This is a genomic window from Microbacterium pygmaeum (assembly GCF_900100885.1).
Lineage (GTDB): Bacteria > Actinomycetota > Actinomycetes > Actinomycetales > Microbacteriaceae > Microbacterium > Microbacterium pygmaeum.
On the sequence record NZ_LT629692.1, the window covers coordinates 1794435 to 1811019 of the forward strand.

15 protein-coding genes and 1 pseudogene are annotated in these 16585 nt (G+C 68.7%); 10 read left to right on the forward strand and 6 right to left on the reverse strand.

Going from position 1 to position 16585, the window contains the following annotated elements; translation table 11 throughout:
* Positions 1-163: 163 nt before the first annotated feature.
* Positions 164-1276 (reverse strand): phosphoserine transaminase, encoded by a 1113-nt coding sequence (gene serC, locus BLT19_RS08425; RefSeq protein WP_091488710.1) that lies wholly within the window; start codon positions 1274-1276, stop codon positions 164-166.
* Between the two features lie 368 nt (positions 1277-1644).
* Here serC and BLT19_RS08430 point away from each other — a divergent pair, with 368 nt between their 5' ends.
* From BLT19_RS08430 to BLT19_RS08440, 3 genes are all read left to right on the forward strand, one after another.
* On the forward strand, positions 1645-2346 hold the full coding sequence (locus tag BLT19_RS08430; protein ID WP_091488712.1) for a metal-dependent transcriptional regulator: 702 nt from the start codon (positions 1645-1647) through the stop codon (positions 2344-2346).
* A gap of 233 nt (positions 2347-2579) precedes the next feature.
* The gene (locus BLT19_RS08435) at positions 2580-3506 is read left to right on the forward strand and encodes a M23 family metallopeptidase (RefSeq protein ID WP_231917854.1); all 927 of its coding nucleotides are present in this window, start codon (positions 2580-2582) and stop codon (positions 3504-3506) included.
* A gap of 349 nt (positions 3507-3855) precedes the next feature.
* Positions 3856-4353, forward strand: a complete 498-nt coding sequence (locus BLT19_RS08440; RefSeq protein ID WP_091488714.1) for an HNH endonuclease — start codon at positions 3856-3858, stop codon at positions 4351-4353.
* 16 nt (positions 4354-4369) lie between these two features.
* On the opposite strand, the gene BLT19_RS08445 is transcribed toward BLT19_RS08440, so the two are convergent.
* On the reverse strand, positions 4370-4699 hold the full coding sequence (locus tag BLT19_RS08445) for a hypothetical protein (RefSeq protein WP_091488717.1): 330 nt from the start codon (positions 4697-4699) through the stop codon (positions 4370-4372).
* Between the two features lie 258 nt (positions 4700-4957).
* Here BLT19_RS08445 and BLT19_RS08450 point away from each other — a divergent pair, with 258 nt between their 5' ends.
* From BLT19_RS08450 to BLT19_RS08465, 4 genes are all read left to right on the forward strand, one after another.
* On the forward strand, positions 4958-5521 hold the full coding sequence (locus BLT19_RS08450; RefSeq protein WP_091488720.1) for a cysteine hydrolase family protein: 564 nt from the start codon (positions 4958-4960) through the stop codon (positions 5519-5521).
* Between the two features lie 100 nt (positions 5522-5621).
* The gene (locus BLT19_RS08455) at positions 5622-6443 is read left to right on the forward strand and encodes a hypothetical protein (RefSeq protein ID WP_231917855.1); all 822 of its coding nucleotides are present in this window, start codon (positions 5622-5624) and stop codon (positions 6441-6443) included.
* A gap of 1 nt (position 6444) precedes the next feature.
* Complete coding sequence (locus tag BLT19_RS08460) at positions 6445-8052, forward strand: DNA polymerase Y family protein (RefSeq protein WP_091488723.1); 1608 nt, start codon at positions 6445-6447, stop codon at positions 8050-8052.
* The gene (locus BLT19_RS08465) at positions 8052-11459 is read left to right on the forward strand and encodes an error-prone DNA polymerase (RefSeq protein ID WP_091488725.1); all 3408 of its coding nucleotides are present in this window, start codon (positions 8052-8054) and stop codon (positions 11457-11459) included. The genes BLT19_RS08460 and BLT19_RS08465 overlap by 1 nt, the downstream gene beginning before the upstream one ends.
* Positions 11460-11524: 65 nt before the next feature.
* Here the strand turns inward: BLT19_RS08465 and BLT19_RS08470 are convergent, their stop codons facing one another.
* The gene (locus BLT19_RS08470) at positions 11525-12292 is read right to left on the reverse strand and encodes a hypothetical protein (RefSeq protein WP_091488728.1); all 768 of its coding nucleotides are present in this window, start codon (positions 12290-12292) and stop codon (positions 11525-11527) included.
* Positions 12279-12833, reverse strand: coding sequence for an RNA polymerase sigma factor (locus tag BLT19_RS08475; RefSeq protein ID WP_091488730.1), 555 nt, complete (start codon positions 12831-12833; stop codon positions 12279-12281). The genes BLT19_RS08470 and BLT19_RS08475 overlap by 14 nt, the downstream gene beginning before the upstream one ends.
* Before the next feature lie 203 nt (positions 12834-13036).
* Here BLT19_RS08475 and BLT19_RS08480 point away from each other — a divergent pair, with 203 nt between their 5' ends.
* Both BLT19_RS08480 and BLT19_RS08485 read left to right on the forward strand, forming a co-directional pair.
* A complete protein-coding gene (locus tag BLT19_RS08480) occupies positions 13037-13744 on the forward strand; it encodes a CHRD domain-containing protein (protein WP_231917856.1) in 708 nt (235 codons plus the stop codon).
* A 44-nt stretch (positions 13745-13788) separates the two neighbouring features.
* Complete coding sequence (locus tag BLT19_RS08485) at positions 13789-14397, forward strand: class F sortase (RefSeq protein WP_091488735.1); 609 nt, start codon at positions 13789-13791, stop codon at positions 14395-14397.
* 186 nt (positions 14398-14583) lie between these two features.
* On the opposite strand, the gene BLT19_RS18110 is transcribed toward BLT19_RS08485, so the two are convergent.
* Both BLT19_RS18110 and BLT19_RS18185 read right to left on the reverse strand, forming a co-directional pair.
* Positions 14584-15531 carry an MFS transporter gene (locus BLT19_RS18110; protein WP_269457430.1) on the reverse strand — a complete coding sequence of 316 codons (948 nt, stop codon included), beginning with the start codon at positions 15529-15531 and terminating at the stop codon, positions 14584-14586.
* A gap of 94 nt (positions 15532-15625) precedes the next feature.
* Positions 15626-15859 (reverse strand): annotated as a pseudogene (locus tag BLT19_RS18185) (hypothetical protein); the annotation flags it as partial.
* A gap of 68 nt (positions 15860-15927) precedes the next feature.
* Here BLT19_RS18185 and BLT19_RS08495 point away from each other — a divergent pair.
* Entirely contained in the window at positions 15928-16539 is a 612-nt protein-coding gene (locus tag BLT19_RS08495) for a TetR/AcrR family transcriptional regulator (protein ID WP_091488738.1), read from the forward strand.
* Positions 16540-16585 lie beyond the last annotated feature (46 nt).

Below are 16585 nucleotides of genomic sequence, written 5' to 3' on the forward strand. Positions count from 1 at the left end.
CCGTCGGAAGCGCCGAAGTCGCCGGAGCGCGCCACTTTCCAGCATCCGCTGCGCAAATCGGTGGCGGCAGATGCAGGAAACCGGCGCGGATGCACCGCGACGCAGCGCCTCGACGCGGACCGGTGGCGCAGATGCAGGAAACCGGCGCGCGGTCGCTACGCGGTTACAGCGCCTCGACCGTGAAGTCGATCGCGCGGACCAGCTGACGCACGTCGTCGGGCTCGATCGAGACGAAGGTGGCGACGCGCAGCTGGTTGCGCCCGAGCTTGCGGTACGGCTCGGTGTCGACGATGCCGTTGGCGCGCAGCACGTTGGCCACCGCGGCTGCATCGACCGTGTCGTTGAAGTCGATGGTCACCACCACGGGGGAGCGGTCGGCCGGGTTGGCGACGAACGGTGTGGCGAAGGCGGATGCCTCGGCCCAGTCGTACAGTGCCTGCGACGACTCGCGGGTGCGGGCGTCGGCCCAGGCGAGTCCGCCGTTGCCGAGGATCCACTGCAGCTGGTCATCGAGCAGGAACAGCGTCGTCAGCGCCGGAGTGTTGAGGGTCTGATTGAGGCGCGAGTTGTCCAGCGCGTTTTTCAGGCTGAGGAATTCGGGGATGTACCGGTCGGATGCCGCGATCCGCTCGATGCGCTCGATGGCTGCCGGCGAGACCGCGGCGAAGTAGAGTCCGCCGTCCGATCCGAGGTTCTTCTGCGGGGCGAAGTAGTAGACGTCGGTCTCGGCCGCATCGAAGTCGATGCCACCCGCGGCGCTGGTCGCGTCGATGACGGTGAGCGCTCCGGCGTCGCCATCCGCGCGCGCGATCGGCGCCGAAACGCCGGTCGAGGTCTCGTTGTGCGGCCAGGCGTAGAGATCGACGCCCGCGACGATCTCGGGCACCGTGCGGGTGCCGGCATCGACCGTCCGCACGTCCGGGGCCTGCAGCCACGGAGCCTTCGCGGCGGCGGCGAACTTGCCACCGAACTCCCCGAACACGAGGTTCTGGCTGCGGTTCTCGATCAGGCCGAAAGCCGCGGCATCCCAGAACGCGGTCGACCCGCCGTTGCCTACGAGGATCTCGTAGCCCTCCGGAAGCCGGAAGAGTTCGGCCAGGCGGGCGCGCACGTCGCCGACGAGGCTTTTGACCGGAGCCTGGCGGTGGGAGGTTCCGAGGAGCGAGGCTCCGCGGGTGACGAGGGCCTCCAGCTGCGCGCCGCGCACCTTGGACGGTCCGCACCCGAAGCGTCCGTCGGCGGGAAGGAGGTCACTCGGAATCACCACGTCAGCCATGCCTCGATTCTAGAGTCGGCGCTCGTCGGGCCTCTGCCGTGTAACCTTGCGAGAAGCCCGCGCTCATTCTTGAGGCGCCGACCGTTTCTGAGGCGCTGAGCCGTGGCATCCGCCCTCAATAACAGCCCCGCCCTCAGAACGGTGCGCGGCGCGGCGCCGCCGGATGCCGCGACCCGCGTCCTCGTCGGGCTCGCGGGCTTCTTCCTCGAGGCGTCCATGCGGCCGGCCCCGGCATCCCCACCCTTCGCGCATTCCAGCGCGCGCAGGGGATCGCGACCCTCGACTGGGTGCGGGAACCGTTCTGACCGCGGGGTCGGCGGGACTGGATAGGCTGTCCTTATCCCGATTTTCCGCGTCTGCGAGGCACCATGACCGATCTGATCGACACCACCGAGATGTACCTGCGCACGATCCTCGAACTCGAGGAGGAGAACATCGTTCCCCTGCGCGCGCGCATCTCGGAGCGACTGGGGCACTCGGGTCCGACCGTCTCCCAGACGGTCGGACGCATGGAGCGCGATGGACTCGTGATCGTCTCGGACGACCGCACCCTCGAACTCACCGACGCCGGACGCCAGAAGGCCGTCGACGTGATGCGCAAGCACCGTCTCGCCGAGCGCCTGCTCTCCGACGTGATCGGCCTGGACTGGGCGTACGTCCATGAAGAGGCCTGCCGGTGGGAGCACGTCATGAGCGAGCAGGTCGAGCGCCGTCTCGTCGAGCTCCTGGGGCATCCGACCGAATCTCCGTACGGCAACCCGATTCCGGGTCTGGACCAGCTGGGGGATGCTGCGGCCAACACGTTCGACCAGGGCGTCGTCGGTCTCGTGCGACGGATGAACGAAGCCGGCGAGCCGATCAGCGGCACTGTGCGCCGTCTCGCCGAACCGGCGCAGGTGGATCCCGAGCTCCTGCAGCAGCTCAAGAACGCCGGCGTCCTGCCCGGCGCGACGGGCAACTACCAGTACAGCGAGGGCTATGTCCTCGTGCAGATGGACGGCAGCGACGAGGGTCTCGAGCTGCCGATCGAGGTCGCGTCGCACATCTTCCTGGTCGACGACCGCGTCTGACGAAACCTGCCAGACCTGAAAACCGAAGACGTCCAGGGGTTTGACAGTCCCGCGACGTGACATATTCGTTACCTTCGGGTAGCGTGGGGATGTCCACAGGCGAGAAGCCCGCCGTCGGACCCCGCACGGATTGCCTCCCCGGCTCGTCGTCCGCGTGGTGAAGCCCGCATATCGTGCCCCGACATCGAGTGCTGACGAGCCAGCGCCCCGGCGCAGAGGCGCCGGAGGAACTATTGGCTGAAGAGATACATTCGTCCGCGAACGATGCGACGAGCGACGCCACCAGTGTCGCGCCCACGACTCGCGGTCGAACGACCGGTACTGCGCGCACCGCCGGGAAGCGATCCACGCTGATCCGCCCGGCCAAGCCCGCCAAGAAGGCCCGTGTCGCCCGCACGGCTCCGGCCAAGACGGCTCGCAAGAGCGGGCCGCGTCCGGTCCGCAGCCTCGTCATCCTCGCGATGGTCGGCGGCCTCGTGGCCACCGTCGCCCTGCCGGCCTACGGCGCATGGCGCACCCCGACCGATGCCGTGACGCTGCAGCAGGTCGCCGCAGACGACGCGCAGTCGCTCGTCGTCGCGTCCGACACCACGAACACCGAGCTCGCCCGCGACTCCTACTCTGCGACGACGCAGGAGGAGATCGACAAGAAGAAGGCCGAGGAGGCCGCCGCTGCGGCTGCCGCAGAGCGCGCCCGCCTGGCGACGACCGCGAACTCCGGTTCGACGTCGATTCCGGTCAACATCAGCCTCGTCTCGCCCGGAAGCGGGGAAGTGCGCTGGCCGATCCTGAACTTCACCCTCGGTCGCGGCCTGTGGGACTCCGGCTACCACCAGGGTGTCGACCTGCTCGCCCCGGCGATGACCCCGATCTACGCGACCGCCGCGGGCGTGGTCAGCATCTCCGCGGAGAGCGTCGGCGGCTACGGCGTCGGCATCGAGATCCAGCACGTCATCGGCGGCCAGCGCGTCTCGTCGATGTACGGGCACATGACCTACGGCACCCGTCAGGTGGAGGTCGGCCAGACCGTCGCCGCCGGACAGCTGATCGGCTTCGTCGGCAGCACCGGTTCGTCCACGGCCAACCACCTGCACTTCGAGATCCACATCAACGATGGCGTCGTAGACCCCTGGGCGTGGCTCCAGGCCAACGCCGGCTGACCGCCGGACGTCGCTCCAGGCCAACGCCGGCTGACCGCCGGACATCGCGTTTCCCGACACGCCATCCGGCGTTCACCGGGCCGTGCGGCCCTCGCTTCCTGAGCGTGCGTTAGCCTGATTCCCGACGCTGAGAGAAGCGGAGGGAAGTCGATGGACCGCACACCACGCATCCGAACCATGGATGCGCTTGGACGGAACGTCCTTCGGCATTGCACGAGCGGATGCCGCGGCCTTGCCGTGGCGCCAAGGCGCTGTCTGTAGACAGCGCCTTTTTTCATGCCCCTGCGCACCTCGAATCGTCGCAGTCGAATCACCGGGAAGCCGTCCCGGCCGTTCGAGAGGATGAGGAATGCGCACACTGGTGCTCAATGCGGGCTACGAGCCGCTCGCGGTCGTGTCGTTCAAGCGGGCCATCGTGCTCGTGATGAACGAGAAGGCCACTGTCGTCGAACGGGTCGACGGTGAACCGGTCTGGGGAGCGCGGGGCGCCTACGATCGCCCGGCCGTCATCCTCCTGACCCGCTACGTGCGGGTTCCGGGGGGCCGCAACATCCCGGTCACCCGTCGGGGCGTGCTGCGCCGGGACGGGCACCGCTGCGGATACTGCGGCAAAGCGGCATCCACCATCGACCACATCATGCCGCGCTCGCGCGGCGGCGCCGACACGTGGGAGAACCTCGTCGCGTGCTGCCTGCGCTGCAACAACATCAAGGGCGACAAGACGCCGCAGGAGATGTCGTGGGACCTGCGGACCATCCCGCGGCCCCCGCGCGGCGTGCAGTGGACGGTGCGCGGCACTGACCGGACCGACCCGACGTGGGATCGGTATCTGGAGCTGGCCGCCTAGCGACTCGACGGTCGGTTCACGCGTCCACGTGCTTCCATTCGCTGACGAACTGCTCGACGCTCTTGCGCGTCAGTTCGTCGCGGACGGTGGCCAGCACGTGGGTTGCCTCCTCGAACTGCCCGACGTTCGCGCGCAGCACCTCGGCACCGGTGTCGAGGCGCTTGACGACCAGCTCGAATCCCGGCAGGGCGTCCTCGCCGCCCGCGCCGAAGGCGGACAGGACGATCGCTGCGCCGTTGCGCAGCAGCCGCATCGGCGTGCTGAGCCGGCGACGCTCGAGATCGGCTGACAGGTATTCGGCTGCCATGCCGCTCGATCGCGGCGAGTCGGGGCGGTCGGCGTTCATCCCTTCAAGGGTATGTGCACCGGATCCAGGAGAGACGCTTCGCCTGTCCCGAGAGGTGCAGACCCGCGGCGTATCACAACTCCTCCTGGACCCGGGCGGGCGAGGGGAGCGTCCGTGACATCCCGCGCTGACAGAGGAGTGCCGGAAAGAATGAGGAGGAGTTGTGGCACGCCACGGAAGAACACTGCGGCGGTTTCCCGACGGGATGCGGCAGTCCCGCCGCTCCCGCCGGTGCGACGCGCGTGATGGGATGGATCCATGACCCGAGCCCTCATCGTGATCGACATGCAGCGCGGCTTCGACGACCTGGAATTCTGGGGCGCGACGGCGAACCCGGATTGCGAGGCGAACGTCGCCGCCCTCGTGCAGGCATGGACGACGGCGGGTGAGCCGATCGTCGTGGTGCGCCACGACTCCGCGTCGCCGGCTTCGCCGCTGCATCCGGATCAGCCTGGCAATGCCCTCGTCAGAGCCGTCGCCGCCGTCGACCCGGCGCTGTTCGTCACGAAGAACGTGAATTCCGCGTTCTACGGCGACCCCGATCTGGGGGCGTGGCTGAGCGCCCAGGGCATTCGGGAACTGGTGATCTGCGGCATCCAGACCAACATGTGCGTGGAGACGACCGCCCGCATGGCGGGCAATCTCGGCTACGACGTCACGGTGGTGCTCGATGCCACCCGCACCTTCGATCTGGAGGCGGATGTCGCGGGTCTGGGTATCGTGACGCAGACGGCGTCGGAGCTGATGGCCACCACCGCGCTGGTGCTGCAGGCGGGCGGATTCGCGAAGATCGACTCCACGGCGGGAATGCTCGCGGGGTAGCTCGCGAGGTCTCGCCCAACCTTCAACCTGACGTCTGAGGTTGGTTATACGTTCGAGTCTCGATGTAGAACACATAGAACATCTGTTCTATTCTGTCGGGATGAGGGCGATCGTGCAGGATCACGCGCACGCTGTGGGAACCACAGCAGCGCCTGACGAGCATCGCTCCGCACCCCGGGACATCAGCAGTCGGGACATCAGCAGTCGCGACAGCGGCGGCCGCGACATCAGCAGCGAAGTGACCCGGCTGCGCGCGCAGATGGAGCGGGCGCAGGGCCGTTCGCTGGATGCCCCGGTGCTGCCGACCCACCCGGCCTTCTCGTCGCTGCTCCCTGGGGGCGGACTCAGGCCGGGGGTCGCCTACTCGATCGCCTCGTCCTCGTCGCTCCTGCTGGCGCTGCTGGCCCAGCCGTCGCAGGCGGGCATCTGGTGCGGCGTGGTCGGCATGCCAGAACTCGGTGCCGAGGCGGCCGAGCACGCGGGCATCGACCTGGAGCGGCTGGTGCTCATCCCCGAACCGGGGCCGCGCTGGCTCGCGGTGGCCTCGACCGTCGCCGAAGTGCTCCCGGTGGTGGCGGTGCGTCCGTCCTCACGGACCACCGACGGTGACAGGTCGCGTCTGGCCGCACGGCTGCGCGATCGCGGAGCCGTGCTGCTCGTGCAAGGACCCTGGCCGCAGGTCGAGGCGACGCTCGAGCTGAGCGAGCCGCGGTGGAGCGGACTCGAGCGCGGACACGGCTACGTCTCGGGGCGTGAAGTCACCGTCACCGCCCGCAGCAGGCGCTGGCCGACCTCGCGTCGGGAGCGGATGCTGCTGCCCGGCGCCGACGGCCAGCCGATGGTGCTGCCGGGGCGTCAACCCGGGCTCCGGCCCGCGGTGCACGAGACGATCGAGCAGCTGCCGATCCGGGCGGTGGGCTGATATGCGCCCCGATGCGCCGGTGCGCAGCCTCGTGCTGTGGCTGCCCGACTGGCCGGTCACGGCGCTGATGCGCGAGGGGACGATCTCGGACGACGGTCTCGAGCCCGGTGGAGACCGGGACCAGCCGGTGGCGGTGCTCGCGAACAACACGGTGGTCGCCTGTTCGGCATCGGCTCGTGCAGAGGGGGTGCGCCGCGGCCAGCGTCGCCGTGACGCGCAGGCCCGGTGCCCCGGCCTGCGGATCGTTCCCGCAGACCCCGCCCGCGACCAGCGCACGTTCGCCCCGGTGGTGGCCGGTCTCGAAGAGCACGCCCCGGGGGTGCAGATCCTGCGGCCGGGGCTGTGCGCGCTGCGCGCCCGAGGACCCTCGCGCTATTACGGCGGCGAGGCGGAGGCCGCGCAGATGCTGCGGGGTGTGCTGGGCGAACTCGACCTCTTCGATGTGCGGGCCGGCATCGCCGACGGACCCTTCACCGCCGAGCACGCCGCCCGGGTCGGCACCAGCGCCACCTCGCCGGTGTGCGTGGTTCCGGCGGGGGGTGCCGCGGGGTTCCTCGCTCCGCTGTCGGTCGCCGCGCTCGGGTTCGAGACCGGGGGAGGCGGCCTCGACCCCGAGCTGCTCGCCCGGCTCGGAGTGCACACCCTCGGCGCCTTCGCCGCGATGGACGCCGACCGCGTGCGCGAACGGTTCGGCGAAGGCGGAGTGCGGCTGCATGCGCTGGCGGGGGGCCGCGACTCCCAGCCGGTGCTGCCGCGGGTGCCGCCGCCCGAGCTGCACCGCGAGGTGGCGTTCGAGCCTCCGCTGGAGATCGCCGAGCAGGTGGCCTTCGGCATGCGCATCGCGGCGGAGGAGTTCATGGCCGGCCTCGCCGCGCTCGCCCTGGTGTGCACCGAGCTGCGGGTGGAGCTGTACGGCGACCGGGGGGAGCGCAGCGAACGGGTGTGGCTGCATCCGGGATCGTTCGACCCCGCCGCGATCGTCGACCGTGTGCGATGGCAGCTCGCAGAAGACGCCCAGACCAGGGTGCTCAAAAGCGGTGTGATCCTGGTGCGGATCTCTCCGGAGGCGGTGGATGCGGCATCCCACCACGTCCCGGCCATCTTCGGCGCCGGCACCGACGAGCGCGTGCACCATGCGCTCTCGCGTGTGCAGGCGATGCTCGGGCATCGCGGGGTGCTGACACCGGCCATCGGTGGTGGACGATGGCTGATCGAGCGGCAGGTGCTGGTCGCGTGGGGCGATCGTCAGGTGATCAACGCCACGCGGAATCAGCCGTGGCCGGGCAGCCTGCCCGATCCGCTGCCGAGCACCGTGTTCTCGGCGCGCGTGGCGGTCGAGGTCGTCGATGCCGACGGCGACGCGGTGGCGGTCGGCGACCGCGACGCCCTGACATCGGCGCCCGCCCTGCTCTACGGTCCTGATCAGGACGGCGGGGATCGGGCGCGCGTGATCCGCGAGTGGGCGGGGCCGTGGCCGGTGATCGAGCGGGGGTGGGATGCCGCGCGCACCCGTCGCGCGCATCGCTTCCAGATCGTCGATGCCGACGATGTCGCCTGGCTGCTGGTCTGCGAGCACGGGGAGTGGTTCGCCGAGGGCAGGTACGACTGATGGGCTTCAACAACCCCTCCGTCCCCTGGTCGGAGATCGAACGGCTGCTGAGCGACCGCCGGGCGCCGAGCGCGCCGGCCGGCGCGGACGGCGGAGACAGCCCCGCCTGGTTGCGCAAGCGCGGAAAATACGAGGCGCCCTCCATCGCGCGACCGGCCGACGTCGTGCCCTATGCCGAGCTGCACGCCCACTCGTCGTACTCGTTCCTGGACGGCGCCTCTTCCCCCGAAGAGCTCGCCGAAGAGGCCGAGCGGCTCGGCCTGCACGCCCTCGCGATCACCGACCACGACGGGTTCTACGGGATCGTGCGCTTCGCCGAGGCAGCAGAGTCGCTGCAGGTCAAGACGGTGTTCGGCGCGGAGCTCTCGCTCGAGCTCCCCAAGCCGCAGAACGGCGAGGCCGACCCGGTCGGCGCGCACCTGCTCGTTCTCGCCCGCGGCGAGGAGGGCTACCACCGGCTCGCCTCCGCCATCACGCACGCTCAGCTCAACGGCGCAGAGAAGGGACGGCCCCGCTACGACCTCGAGGAGCTCGCCGACCAGGCCGGTGGACACTGGGCGATCCTGACCGGGTGTCGCAAAGGTGCGGTGCGGCGCGCGCTGGCGGAGGGAGGGGCGGATGCCGCGGCATCCGCTCTGGATTCCCTCGTCGATCTCTTCGGGCAGGACAGCGTGCATGTCGAGCTGATCGATCACGGCGATCCGCTCGACTCGCGCCACAACGACGTGCTCGCCGCGCTCGCCGCGCAACGCGGGCTGCCGATCCTCGCGAGCAACAACGTGCACTACGCAGTTCCCGAGCGCGCACACCTCGCGGCAGCGGTCGCGGCGGTGCGCGCCAACCGCGGGCTCGACGAGCTCGACGGCTGGCTGCCCGCCCACGCCGGCGCGCACCTGCGCTCGGGTGCCGAGATGCGGGAGCGCTTCGCACGGTATCCCGGAGCCGTCGAGCGCACGGTGACGCTCGCCGACGAACTGGCATTCCCGCTGCGGCGGGCAAAGCCCGCGCTGCCGAAGCAGAAGGTGCCCGACGGGCACACGCCCATGTCGTGGCTGCGGCACCTCGTGTGGCAGGCGGTGCCGCGCAAGTATCCGGATCTGTCGGAGGCCGACCGCGTCCGCATCGAGAAGGAGCTCGGCGTCATCGAGATGAAGGACTTCCCGGGCTACTTCCTGATCGTCTACGGCATCGTTCAGGAGGCGCGGCGCCGAGGCATCCTGTGTCAGGGTCGTGGGTCTGCCGCCAACAGCGCCGTCTGCTACCTGCTCGATATCACCGCGGTCGATTCGATCGCGTACAAGCTGCCGTTCGAGCGGTTCCTGTCGTCGCTGCGCGACGAGGAGCCCGATATCGACGTGGACTTCGATTCCGATCGCCGCGAGGAGATCATCCAATGGGTCTTCAACGAATACGGCCGTGACCGTGCTGCCCAGGTCGCCAACGTGATCCAGTACCGGCCGAAGAACGCCGTGCGCGACATGGCCAAGGCGCTCGGTCATTCACCCGGTCAGCAGGATGCCTGGTCGAAGCAGGTCGAAGGGTGGGGGGCATCGCTGTCGACCGCGCAGGGGCACGACATCCCCGATCAGGTGATCGAGTTCGCGACGGAGCTGCTGAAGGCCCCGCGGCATCTGGGCATCCACTCCGGCGGCATGGTGCTGACCGATCGTCCGGTCGGCGAGGTGGTGCCGATCGAGCACGCGCGCATGGAGAACCGGACGGTGATCCAGTGGGACAAGGACGACGCGGCCTGGATGGGGCTCGTCAAATTCGACCTCCTCGGACTCGGGATGCTGGCGGCGCTGCAGTACTGCTTCGATCTCATCGCAGGGTCCACTGGTGAGCGGTGGGAGCTGTCGACGATCCCGAAAGAGGAGAAGGCCGTCTACGACATGCTGTGCCGGGCGGATTCGATCGGGGTGTTCCAGGTCGAATCGCGGGCGCAGATGGGACTGCTTCCCCGACTGCAGCCCCGGGCGTACTACGACCTGGTCATCGAGATCGCATTGATCCGGCCGGGACCCATTCAGGGCGGCGCGGTGCATCCGTTCGTGCGGCGCAAACTCGGGCTCGAGGAGACCACGTATCCGCACCCCAAGCTCGTGCCGGTCCTGGAGCGCACCCGCGGCATCCCGATCTTCCAGGAGCAGCTCATGCAGATGGCGGTCGCCGTCGGCGAGGTCAGCGGCGAGGACGCCGATCTGCTGCGGCGGGCGATGGGATCCAAGCGCGGAATCGAGAGGATCGAATCGCTGCGCGAGAAGCTCTACGAGGGCATGGCGCGCAATGGTCTGGTGGGGGATGCCGCTGACGACATCTACGCGCGGATCCAGGCGTTCGCGAACTTCGGGTTCGCCGAATCGCACTCGCTGTCGTTCGGGCTGCTGGTGTACGCGAGCTCGTGGATCAAGCTGCACTACCCGGCCGCGTTCCTCGCGGGACTGCTGCGGGCGCAGCCGATGGGGTTCTATTCGCCGGCGACCCTGAGCGGCGATGCGCGGCGGCACGGCGTGGAGGTGCGCCGGCCAGACCTGCTGCGTTCGGGCGTGCAGGCGGTGCTCGAGCCGGTCGCTGCACACCCGGATCAGGTGACCGCGGGAGCAACCGGGATGGACTCCTGCGCGCACCGCATCCAGCCCCCGACCGGCGAGTTCGACATCACCGAGCCCGACGAATCCGCCGCGCATCGCCGCGACGGACACTTCGCGGTGCGGCTGGGGCTGGCCGCGGTCAAGGGCATCGGCGATGCCGTCGCCGAGCGCATCGTCGCCGCCCGGGAGAGCGGGGGAGCGTACCGCGATCTGCGTGATCTGGTCCGTCGCACCGGGGTCACCGCCGCCCAGCTCGAAGCACTCGCCACCGCCGGAGCCTTCGAATGCCTCGGCATCACGCGGCGCGAGGGCATCTGGCTCGCCGGGTCCGCCGCGCAGGATCGCGCCGAGTTCCTTCCCGATTCACTGGTGTCGGTCCAGCCGCCGCTGTTCACCGATCCCACCAGCTACGAGCAGCTCGCGAGCGATCTGTGGGCCACCGGCATCTCCACCGATGATCACCCGTTGACCCACTTCCGTTCGGGGCTGGATGCTCGTGGCGTGCTCACCTCGTCCGAGCTGCGGCAGCACGAGTCCGACCGCCGGGTGGAAGTGGCGGGGCTGGTGACCCACCGGCAGCGGCCGGCGACAGCATCCGGAATCACGTTCATCAACCTCGAAGACGAACACGGCCTGGTCAACGTGATCTGCTCGGTCGGGGTGTGGAATCGGTATCGCCGGGTCGTGCGCGACGCACCTGCGCTGATCGTGCGTGGGATGCTGGAGCGCTCGGTCGAGGGGGTGACCAATCTCGTGGCAGATCGGTTCGAAGATCTGCGGGTCGAGGTCGGGCACCGCTCGCGCGACTTCCGCTGAGGTTCACGCTTCATCGCGGAGGCAGTCGATGCTCCCCCTTGCGGCCTCGGTGGGATACTTCCCGTTCACGTCTGCGGCAGGTCAGCTACCGCAGGGGGCGCATTGGCGCCGACCTCACGGATTTCCAGGCGCACCGCCTCCTCACGCAGCACCGCAGCGTTGAGTCGGCAGTGGATCGGCACGGTCGAGCCCAACATCTCGCCGGCTGAGAACTCCGTGCCGTCGTCGCCGATGAAGACGACCGAGTACGTTGCGCCGACTTCCAGCCCTGTCGCGTCGACCACGGCCTCCGTGCCCCAGGTGTGCGCCACCAGTGCAGCGTCGATCTGCGCGCCCGCGGGTTCGGAACGGACGTCGATCTGTTCGACCGCACCCAGCGTGCCCGGTCCGCCCGACGGCGGTGTGCTCACCAGAGAGGGAATCGCGAGCCCCGCGCCGAGACCGATCGCGACGCAGGCCGCGCCGAGCAGGGGGGTGATCCAGCGCCGTGGTCGACGTCCGTCTCGCCGTACCGGCAGGTCTTGCTGGGGCGTGAGCGCCGGAGCAGAAGCCGGCGACAGGGGCGCAGGTACGGACTCGGATGAAGCAGCGACCGCATCCGATCGTGTCGTCGCGGCAATCCGCTCCCGAAGCTCATCGCTCGGCGCGACCTCGGTCCACGTGAGGTCCGAGACGGCAAGGCGGAGAGAAATGTCACGCATGGTCGCGATCTCGTCATCCAGCCACGGGTGCGTACGGCGGAGGTCGTCGAGCTCGTCAGCCTCGTCTGGTGTGAGTTCATCGGCGACCGCCGCGGCGATGAGTGCGGCGACCCTGTCGTCAAGACTGTCCATCGTGTTCCTCCGGTGCGTCGATGTGGCCGCGCAGGGCTCGCATGGCATGGAATGCGCGCGTGCGCAGCGTCGCGATCGGTACACCGGTCGCCACACTGAACTCTTGGTACGTCTGGCCCTCGAGATGCACCGCGACGACGACTTCGCGGTGCGCCTGGCTCAGCTGCGCGAGCGCTTCGACGATCCGCAGGTGATCGAGCGGGTCCGCGTGCGGCGATGGGAGATGTTCGAGCTGGGCGTCATCACCGATCCGTGGCATCCGGGAACGCGCACGAAGCGCGTCGGCGATCACGTTCCGGGCAATCGAGAACAGCCACGTTCGCTCCGACGCCAGCGCCGGGTCGAAGCGCTCGCGTGCTCGCCACGCGCGCAGGAACGTCTCCTGCACGCAGTCTTCGGCAAGCGGCCTGTCGTGCAGCGCGTTGACCGCGAAACCCAGGAGTGCCGACCCGTGCTGGTCGAAGCTGCGGCGCGCGTCGAAGCGCACGAAGTCGCCCGCCGGATGATCCATCACGCTCCCCGAACGCGTCTGCCCCATCATGCACGCTCACATCCAGGCTAGGTGATGCACTCTCCGGGTGAGAGCCGTAGGGGGATACTCCCGCGGAACCTTCTGCGTTCATCGCGGTTCATCGCGGTTCATCGCGAAAAGATTCCGCCGATGAATGAACGCGGCGTGGGGTGCCGGCGTAGAACCCTGCAACGGAGGCAACCGGCATCCGCATCGAAAGGTCGAGCATCATGATGAACAAGACATCCACGCGCACGCTGACGATCGGTGCGATTGCCGCCGTCGGAGTACTGGCGCTCGCCACCCCGGCGCATGCCGAATCAGAGGTGTCGGAGCCGGCGTCGTTCACCAGCGCATTCACGGTGATGGCCACCCCCGATCAGGTCGTCAATCCCGACGGCGTGGTGACTCCCGGACAAGAGGGCGCGACGGGAACCTTCACGTTCCGCGTCAATTCCGAGCTCGAGATCATCTGCTACGACATCACACTCAACGGGGTTTCGGGTGACTATCAGAGCCCCGCCAAGACCGCGACGCACATCCATCAGGCCGCCGCCGGCCAGCCCGGACCGCCGCGCATCGCATTCCCCAACCCTTCGCCGGTGGGTGATGGGCCGCGCACGAGTTCAGGCTGCTTGCAAGGACCCTTCACCACCGGGATCATGGCCAATGGCGTCGATACCGGCGACGGGTTCACGCTGGCTCAACTCGAATCCGGCCAGAGCGGGTTCGCCGCAGACTCCCACACGGCCAGCTACACCGCCGGTGTCGTGCGCGGCCAGCTGACTGCAGTGCCCGTCGGTGGCGTCGACACCGGTGCCGGAGGAGCGGCGGGCCAGGCGGATGCTGCGGGTATCGTCATCGGGTCGCTTGCGTTCGCCGGTGCTGCAGCGGTCGGCGGCGTCGTGCTGCACCGTCGTCGTCACCTGGACGCACGGTGATGGCGCGCTCGCGGGCATCGCGGCATCTCAGCCGCTCGGAAGGGATGCCGCGGCCCGCGAGCGTCATCGTTGCGCTCCTGCTCACGCTGCTCGTGACCGGGTGCGCGGGTGAGCCGGAGGACTTCAGGCCGACCCCCACGGTCGGTGTCACCGCTGATGTGCGGCCGTCGCCGACACCGGACCGGACAGCTCCCGCAGCGTCGAGCGCGGCCCTTCCGCCGACCGCGGTCGCCATACCTTCGATCGACCTCTCCGTACCGCTCATCGATCTCGGCATCACGGCTGAGGGCGGCATGGAGGTGCCGGCGGACTACTCGAAGGTCGGCTGGTTCACCGGAGGCGGCCGCCCAGGCGGATACGGCCCGACGGTCATCGCGGGGCACGTGGACTCACCGACAGGGCCGGCTGTGTTCATCCGGCTTCGCGACGTGGGGGAGGGCGATGTCATCGAGGTGACCGATGCCGCGGGCATGCTGTTCTCCTACGTGGTGACCGCTGTCGCCGATTACCCCAAGTCGTCGTTTCCGACGCAGCTCGTCTTCGGCGCCGTTGCGTCCGACGAGCTGCGACTGATCACCTGTGGGGGAGTGTTCGACAGCGAGGCTGCGTCGTACGTGGACAACAGGGTGGTGTTCGCGATTCGGGTGCCGTAGCCGGCGCCGGTCCCACGTGTCCAGACCCGGAGATCCGGGCGCTGTTCGTGCTCCGGGGCGTGGAATGCCCGCCCCAAGGGGCAGAACCCGCCCCAAGCCCTGGATGGACATGACGGGCGATGCCACGGCACCGGATGATTTCGTACCCGATCCACTTGGATCCCGGTCAGATCCGACGGGTCAGGGTCAGACCACCGACTCCGCCAGCTCCGAAGGCACGTCGCCGCCAGACCGCTTCGCGGTGTTCGCGATATGCGCCCGACCTACGACGATCGCCGCCACCACCATGATCCCGGCGCCGAGCCAGTACGGCGCGGCGTGACTGACCGTCGCGTAGAGCGCCGCCGCGATGAGCGGTGCAATCGTCGACATCGCTGCGTTCAGCGACTGCGTGGCGCCGCCGAGCCAGCCCTGCTCGTCGTCGCCCACGGCATTCGACATGGCGCCGTCCATGGCCGCCTGCGAGGCTCCCTGGCCGGCCGCGAGTATCAGTGCACCGACGATAAACAGCAGCGGCTGCGCGAAGATCGACGCGACGAGCGCCAGTGCGACCAATCCGATCGTCTGTGCGACGATGCCGCTGATGATGACGCCGCGCTCGCCGATACGCGGGAGCAGGATGCCCAGGAGCACGCCCTGGATGAGGATGTCGACGACGCCGACGGATGCCGTCATCAGCCCGATCGCGGTGGGTCCCCACTGAATCGAGTCCAGGGCCAGGACGCTGAAGTTGTTGACGAAGAAGCCGAAGGGCAGAGCCAGCAGTGCGAAGCCGATCAGCAGTCCGCGCAGTTCTCTGCGGCCGAATGCTGCCGTGAAGACGGCGAACGGCTGCACGTCACGGACCGAGATCGACGCGATTCGGTTTCCCGGCCGAAGGCTCTCCGGCAGCAGGAAGATGCTCAGGATCGCGACGGTGAGCGACACTCCGGCGGTCAGAAATACCGGAAGGTCGATGCTCACCGCGGCCAGCAGTCCGCCGAGGGCGGGTCCGATCATCATGCCGATCCCGGAGAGGGCGCCCAGGATGCCGAACCGCCGAGCGCGCTCTTCGGGAGGCGTGATGTCGGCGAGGTAGGCGAACAGGGCGGGCATGTCGCCGGCGGTGAGTCCCTGGATGGCTCGCGCAAGCACGAGAATCCAGAGCGCGCCCCCGATGCCGAACCGTCATGGCGAAGGCGGCGCCGAAGGCGGCCGCGATGATGACCGGACGGCGGCCGAACCGGTCGGACAGGCGGCCGAGGAATGGGGCGACGACAAAGGCGCAGAGTCCGTTGATCGCTTCGAGTACGCCAACCCAGATCGCCAGGTCGCTCTCGTTGCCGACGTACTGCAGCACCACGAACGGAAGCACCGGCAGGACGACAGTCATCCCGATGACGGTGAGCATCGTCAGCACGATGAGCATGACCCAAGCGCGCTGGGCGTCGCGACGCGGGACGGAGGGAGTACGTGAAGTCATGCCATAACTGTATCAATACCAACTTCGGTGTCAAGACAGTTTCAGACTGAGTTCGCTATAATGAGGGCATGTCGAAAATCGAGCCGATCGGACGCCGCGAACGCAAGAAGGCCGCCACCCGCAAGGCGATCTCCGATGTCGCGACGCTCTTGTTCCTCGAGCGCGGGTTTGACAACGTGAGCATTCGCGAGGTCGCCGATGCCGCTGACGTTTCGCCGACCACCGTGTTCGCACACTTCGCGCAGAAGGAGGCGCTCGTCTTCGACGAGGATGACGAGCAACGGGATCGATTGGTGGCGGCGGTACGTGATCGTCCCGCGGGCACCACGATCAACGCCGCGCTGGAGAGCTTCTACGCGACCGAGATCGAGGTGAATGTCCAGGAGCACGGTGATGAAGTCGCCCGCACGTTCATGACCTTCCTCAACGCAACGCCGGCGCTTCGCGATTACGCGGCGAAGATGTGGCTGCGGCACGAAGACGCCCTTGCCGAGGCCATCGCCGACGAGCTCGGTCTGGGCGAGCCCGCTAACGAGATCCGCGTGTACGCCCGGTTCGTGCTCCAGATGCAGTCGCTGATCAGCGAGAGTGGAGACCAGCAGGCGACGCTGCGTGCCGGCTTCGCGATCCTCGAGAGCGGCTGGGCGCCGGTCGAGGCTCGCCTGGACGACTCGGCCTGACGCCTGGCAGCAGGGGTACGTGGTCGTGGTGGGTCGAGCGCACGCA

Bases quoted from the DNA above. Each gene is read 5' to 3' on its own strand.
- serC (WP_091488710.1), bottom strand. From the start codon at position 1,276: ATGGCTGACGTGGTGATTCCGAGTGACCTCCTTCCCGCCGACGGACGC.
- BLT19_RS08495 (WP_091488738.1), top strand. From the start codon at position 15,928: ATGTCGAAAATCGAGCCGATCGGACGCCGCGAACGCAAGAAGGCCGCC.
- BLT19_RS08430 (WP_091488712.1), top strand. From the start codon at position 1,645: ATGACCGATCTGATCGACACCACCGAGATGTACCTGCGCACGATCCTC.
- BLT19_RS08465 (WP_091488725.1), top strand. From the start codon at position 8,052: ATGGGCTTCAACAACCCCTCCGTCCCCTGGTCGGAGATCGAACGGCTG.
- BLT19_RS08440 (WP_091488714.1), top strand. From the start codon at position 3,856: ATGCGCACACTGGTGCTCAATGCGGGCTACGAGCCGCTCGCGGTCGTG.
- BLT19_RS08450 (WP_091488720.1), top strand. From the start codon at position 4,958: ATGACCCGAGCCCTCATCGTGATCGACATGCAGCGCGGCTTCGACGAC.
- BLT19_RS08470 (WP_091488728.1), bottom strand. From the start codon at position 12,292: ATGGACAGTCTTGACGACAGGGTCGCCGCACTCATCGCCGCGGCGGTC.
- BLT19_RS08480 (WP_231917856.1), top strand. From the start codon at position 13,037: ATGAACAAGACATCCACGCGCACGCTGACGATCGGTGCGATTGCCGCC.
- BLT19_RS08485 (WP_091488735.1), top strand. From the start codon at position 13,789: ATGCCGCGGCCCGCGAGCGTCATCGTTGCGCTCCTGCTCACGCTGCTC.
- BLT19_RS08475 (WP_091488730.1), bottom strand. From the start codon at position 12,833: ATGATGGGGCAGACGCGTTCGGGGAGCGTGATGGATCATCCGGCGGGC.
- BLT19_RS08460 (WP_091488723.1), top strand. From the start codon at position 6,445: ATGCGCCCCGATGCGCCGGTGCGCAGCCTCGTGCTGTGGCTGCCCGAC.
- BLT19_RS08445 (WP_091488717.1), bottom strand. From the start codon at position 4,699: ATGAACGCCGACCGCCCCGACTCGCCGCGATCGAGCGGCATGGCAGCC.
- BLT19_RS08455 (WP_231917855.1), top strand. From the start codon at position 5,622: ATGAGGGCGATCGTGCAGGATCACGCGCACGCTGTGGGAACCACAGCA.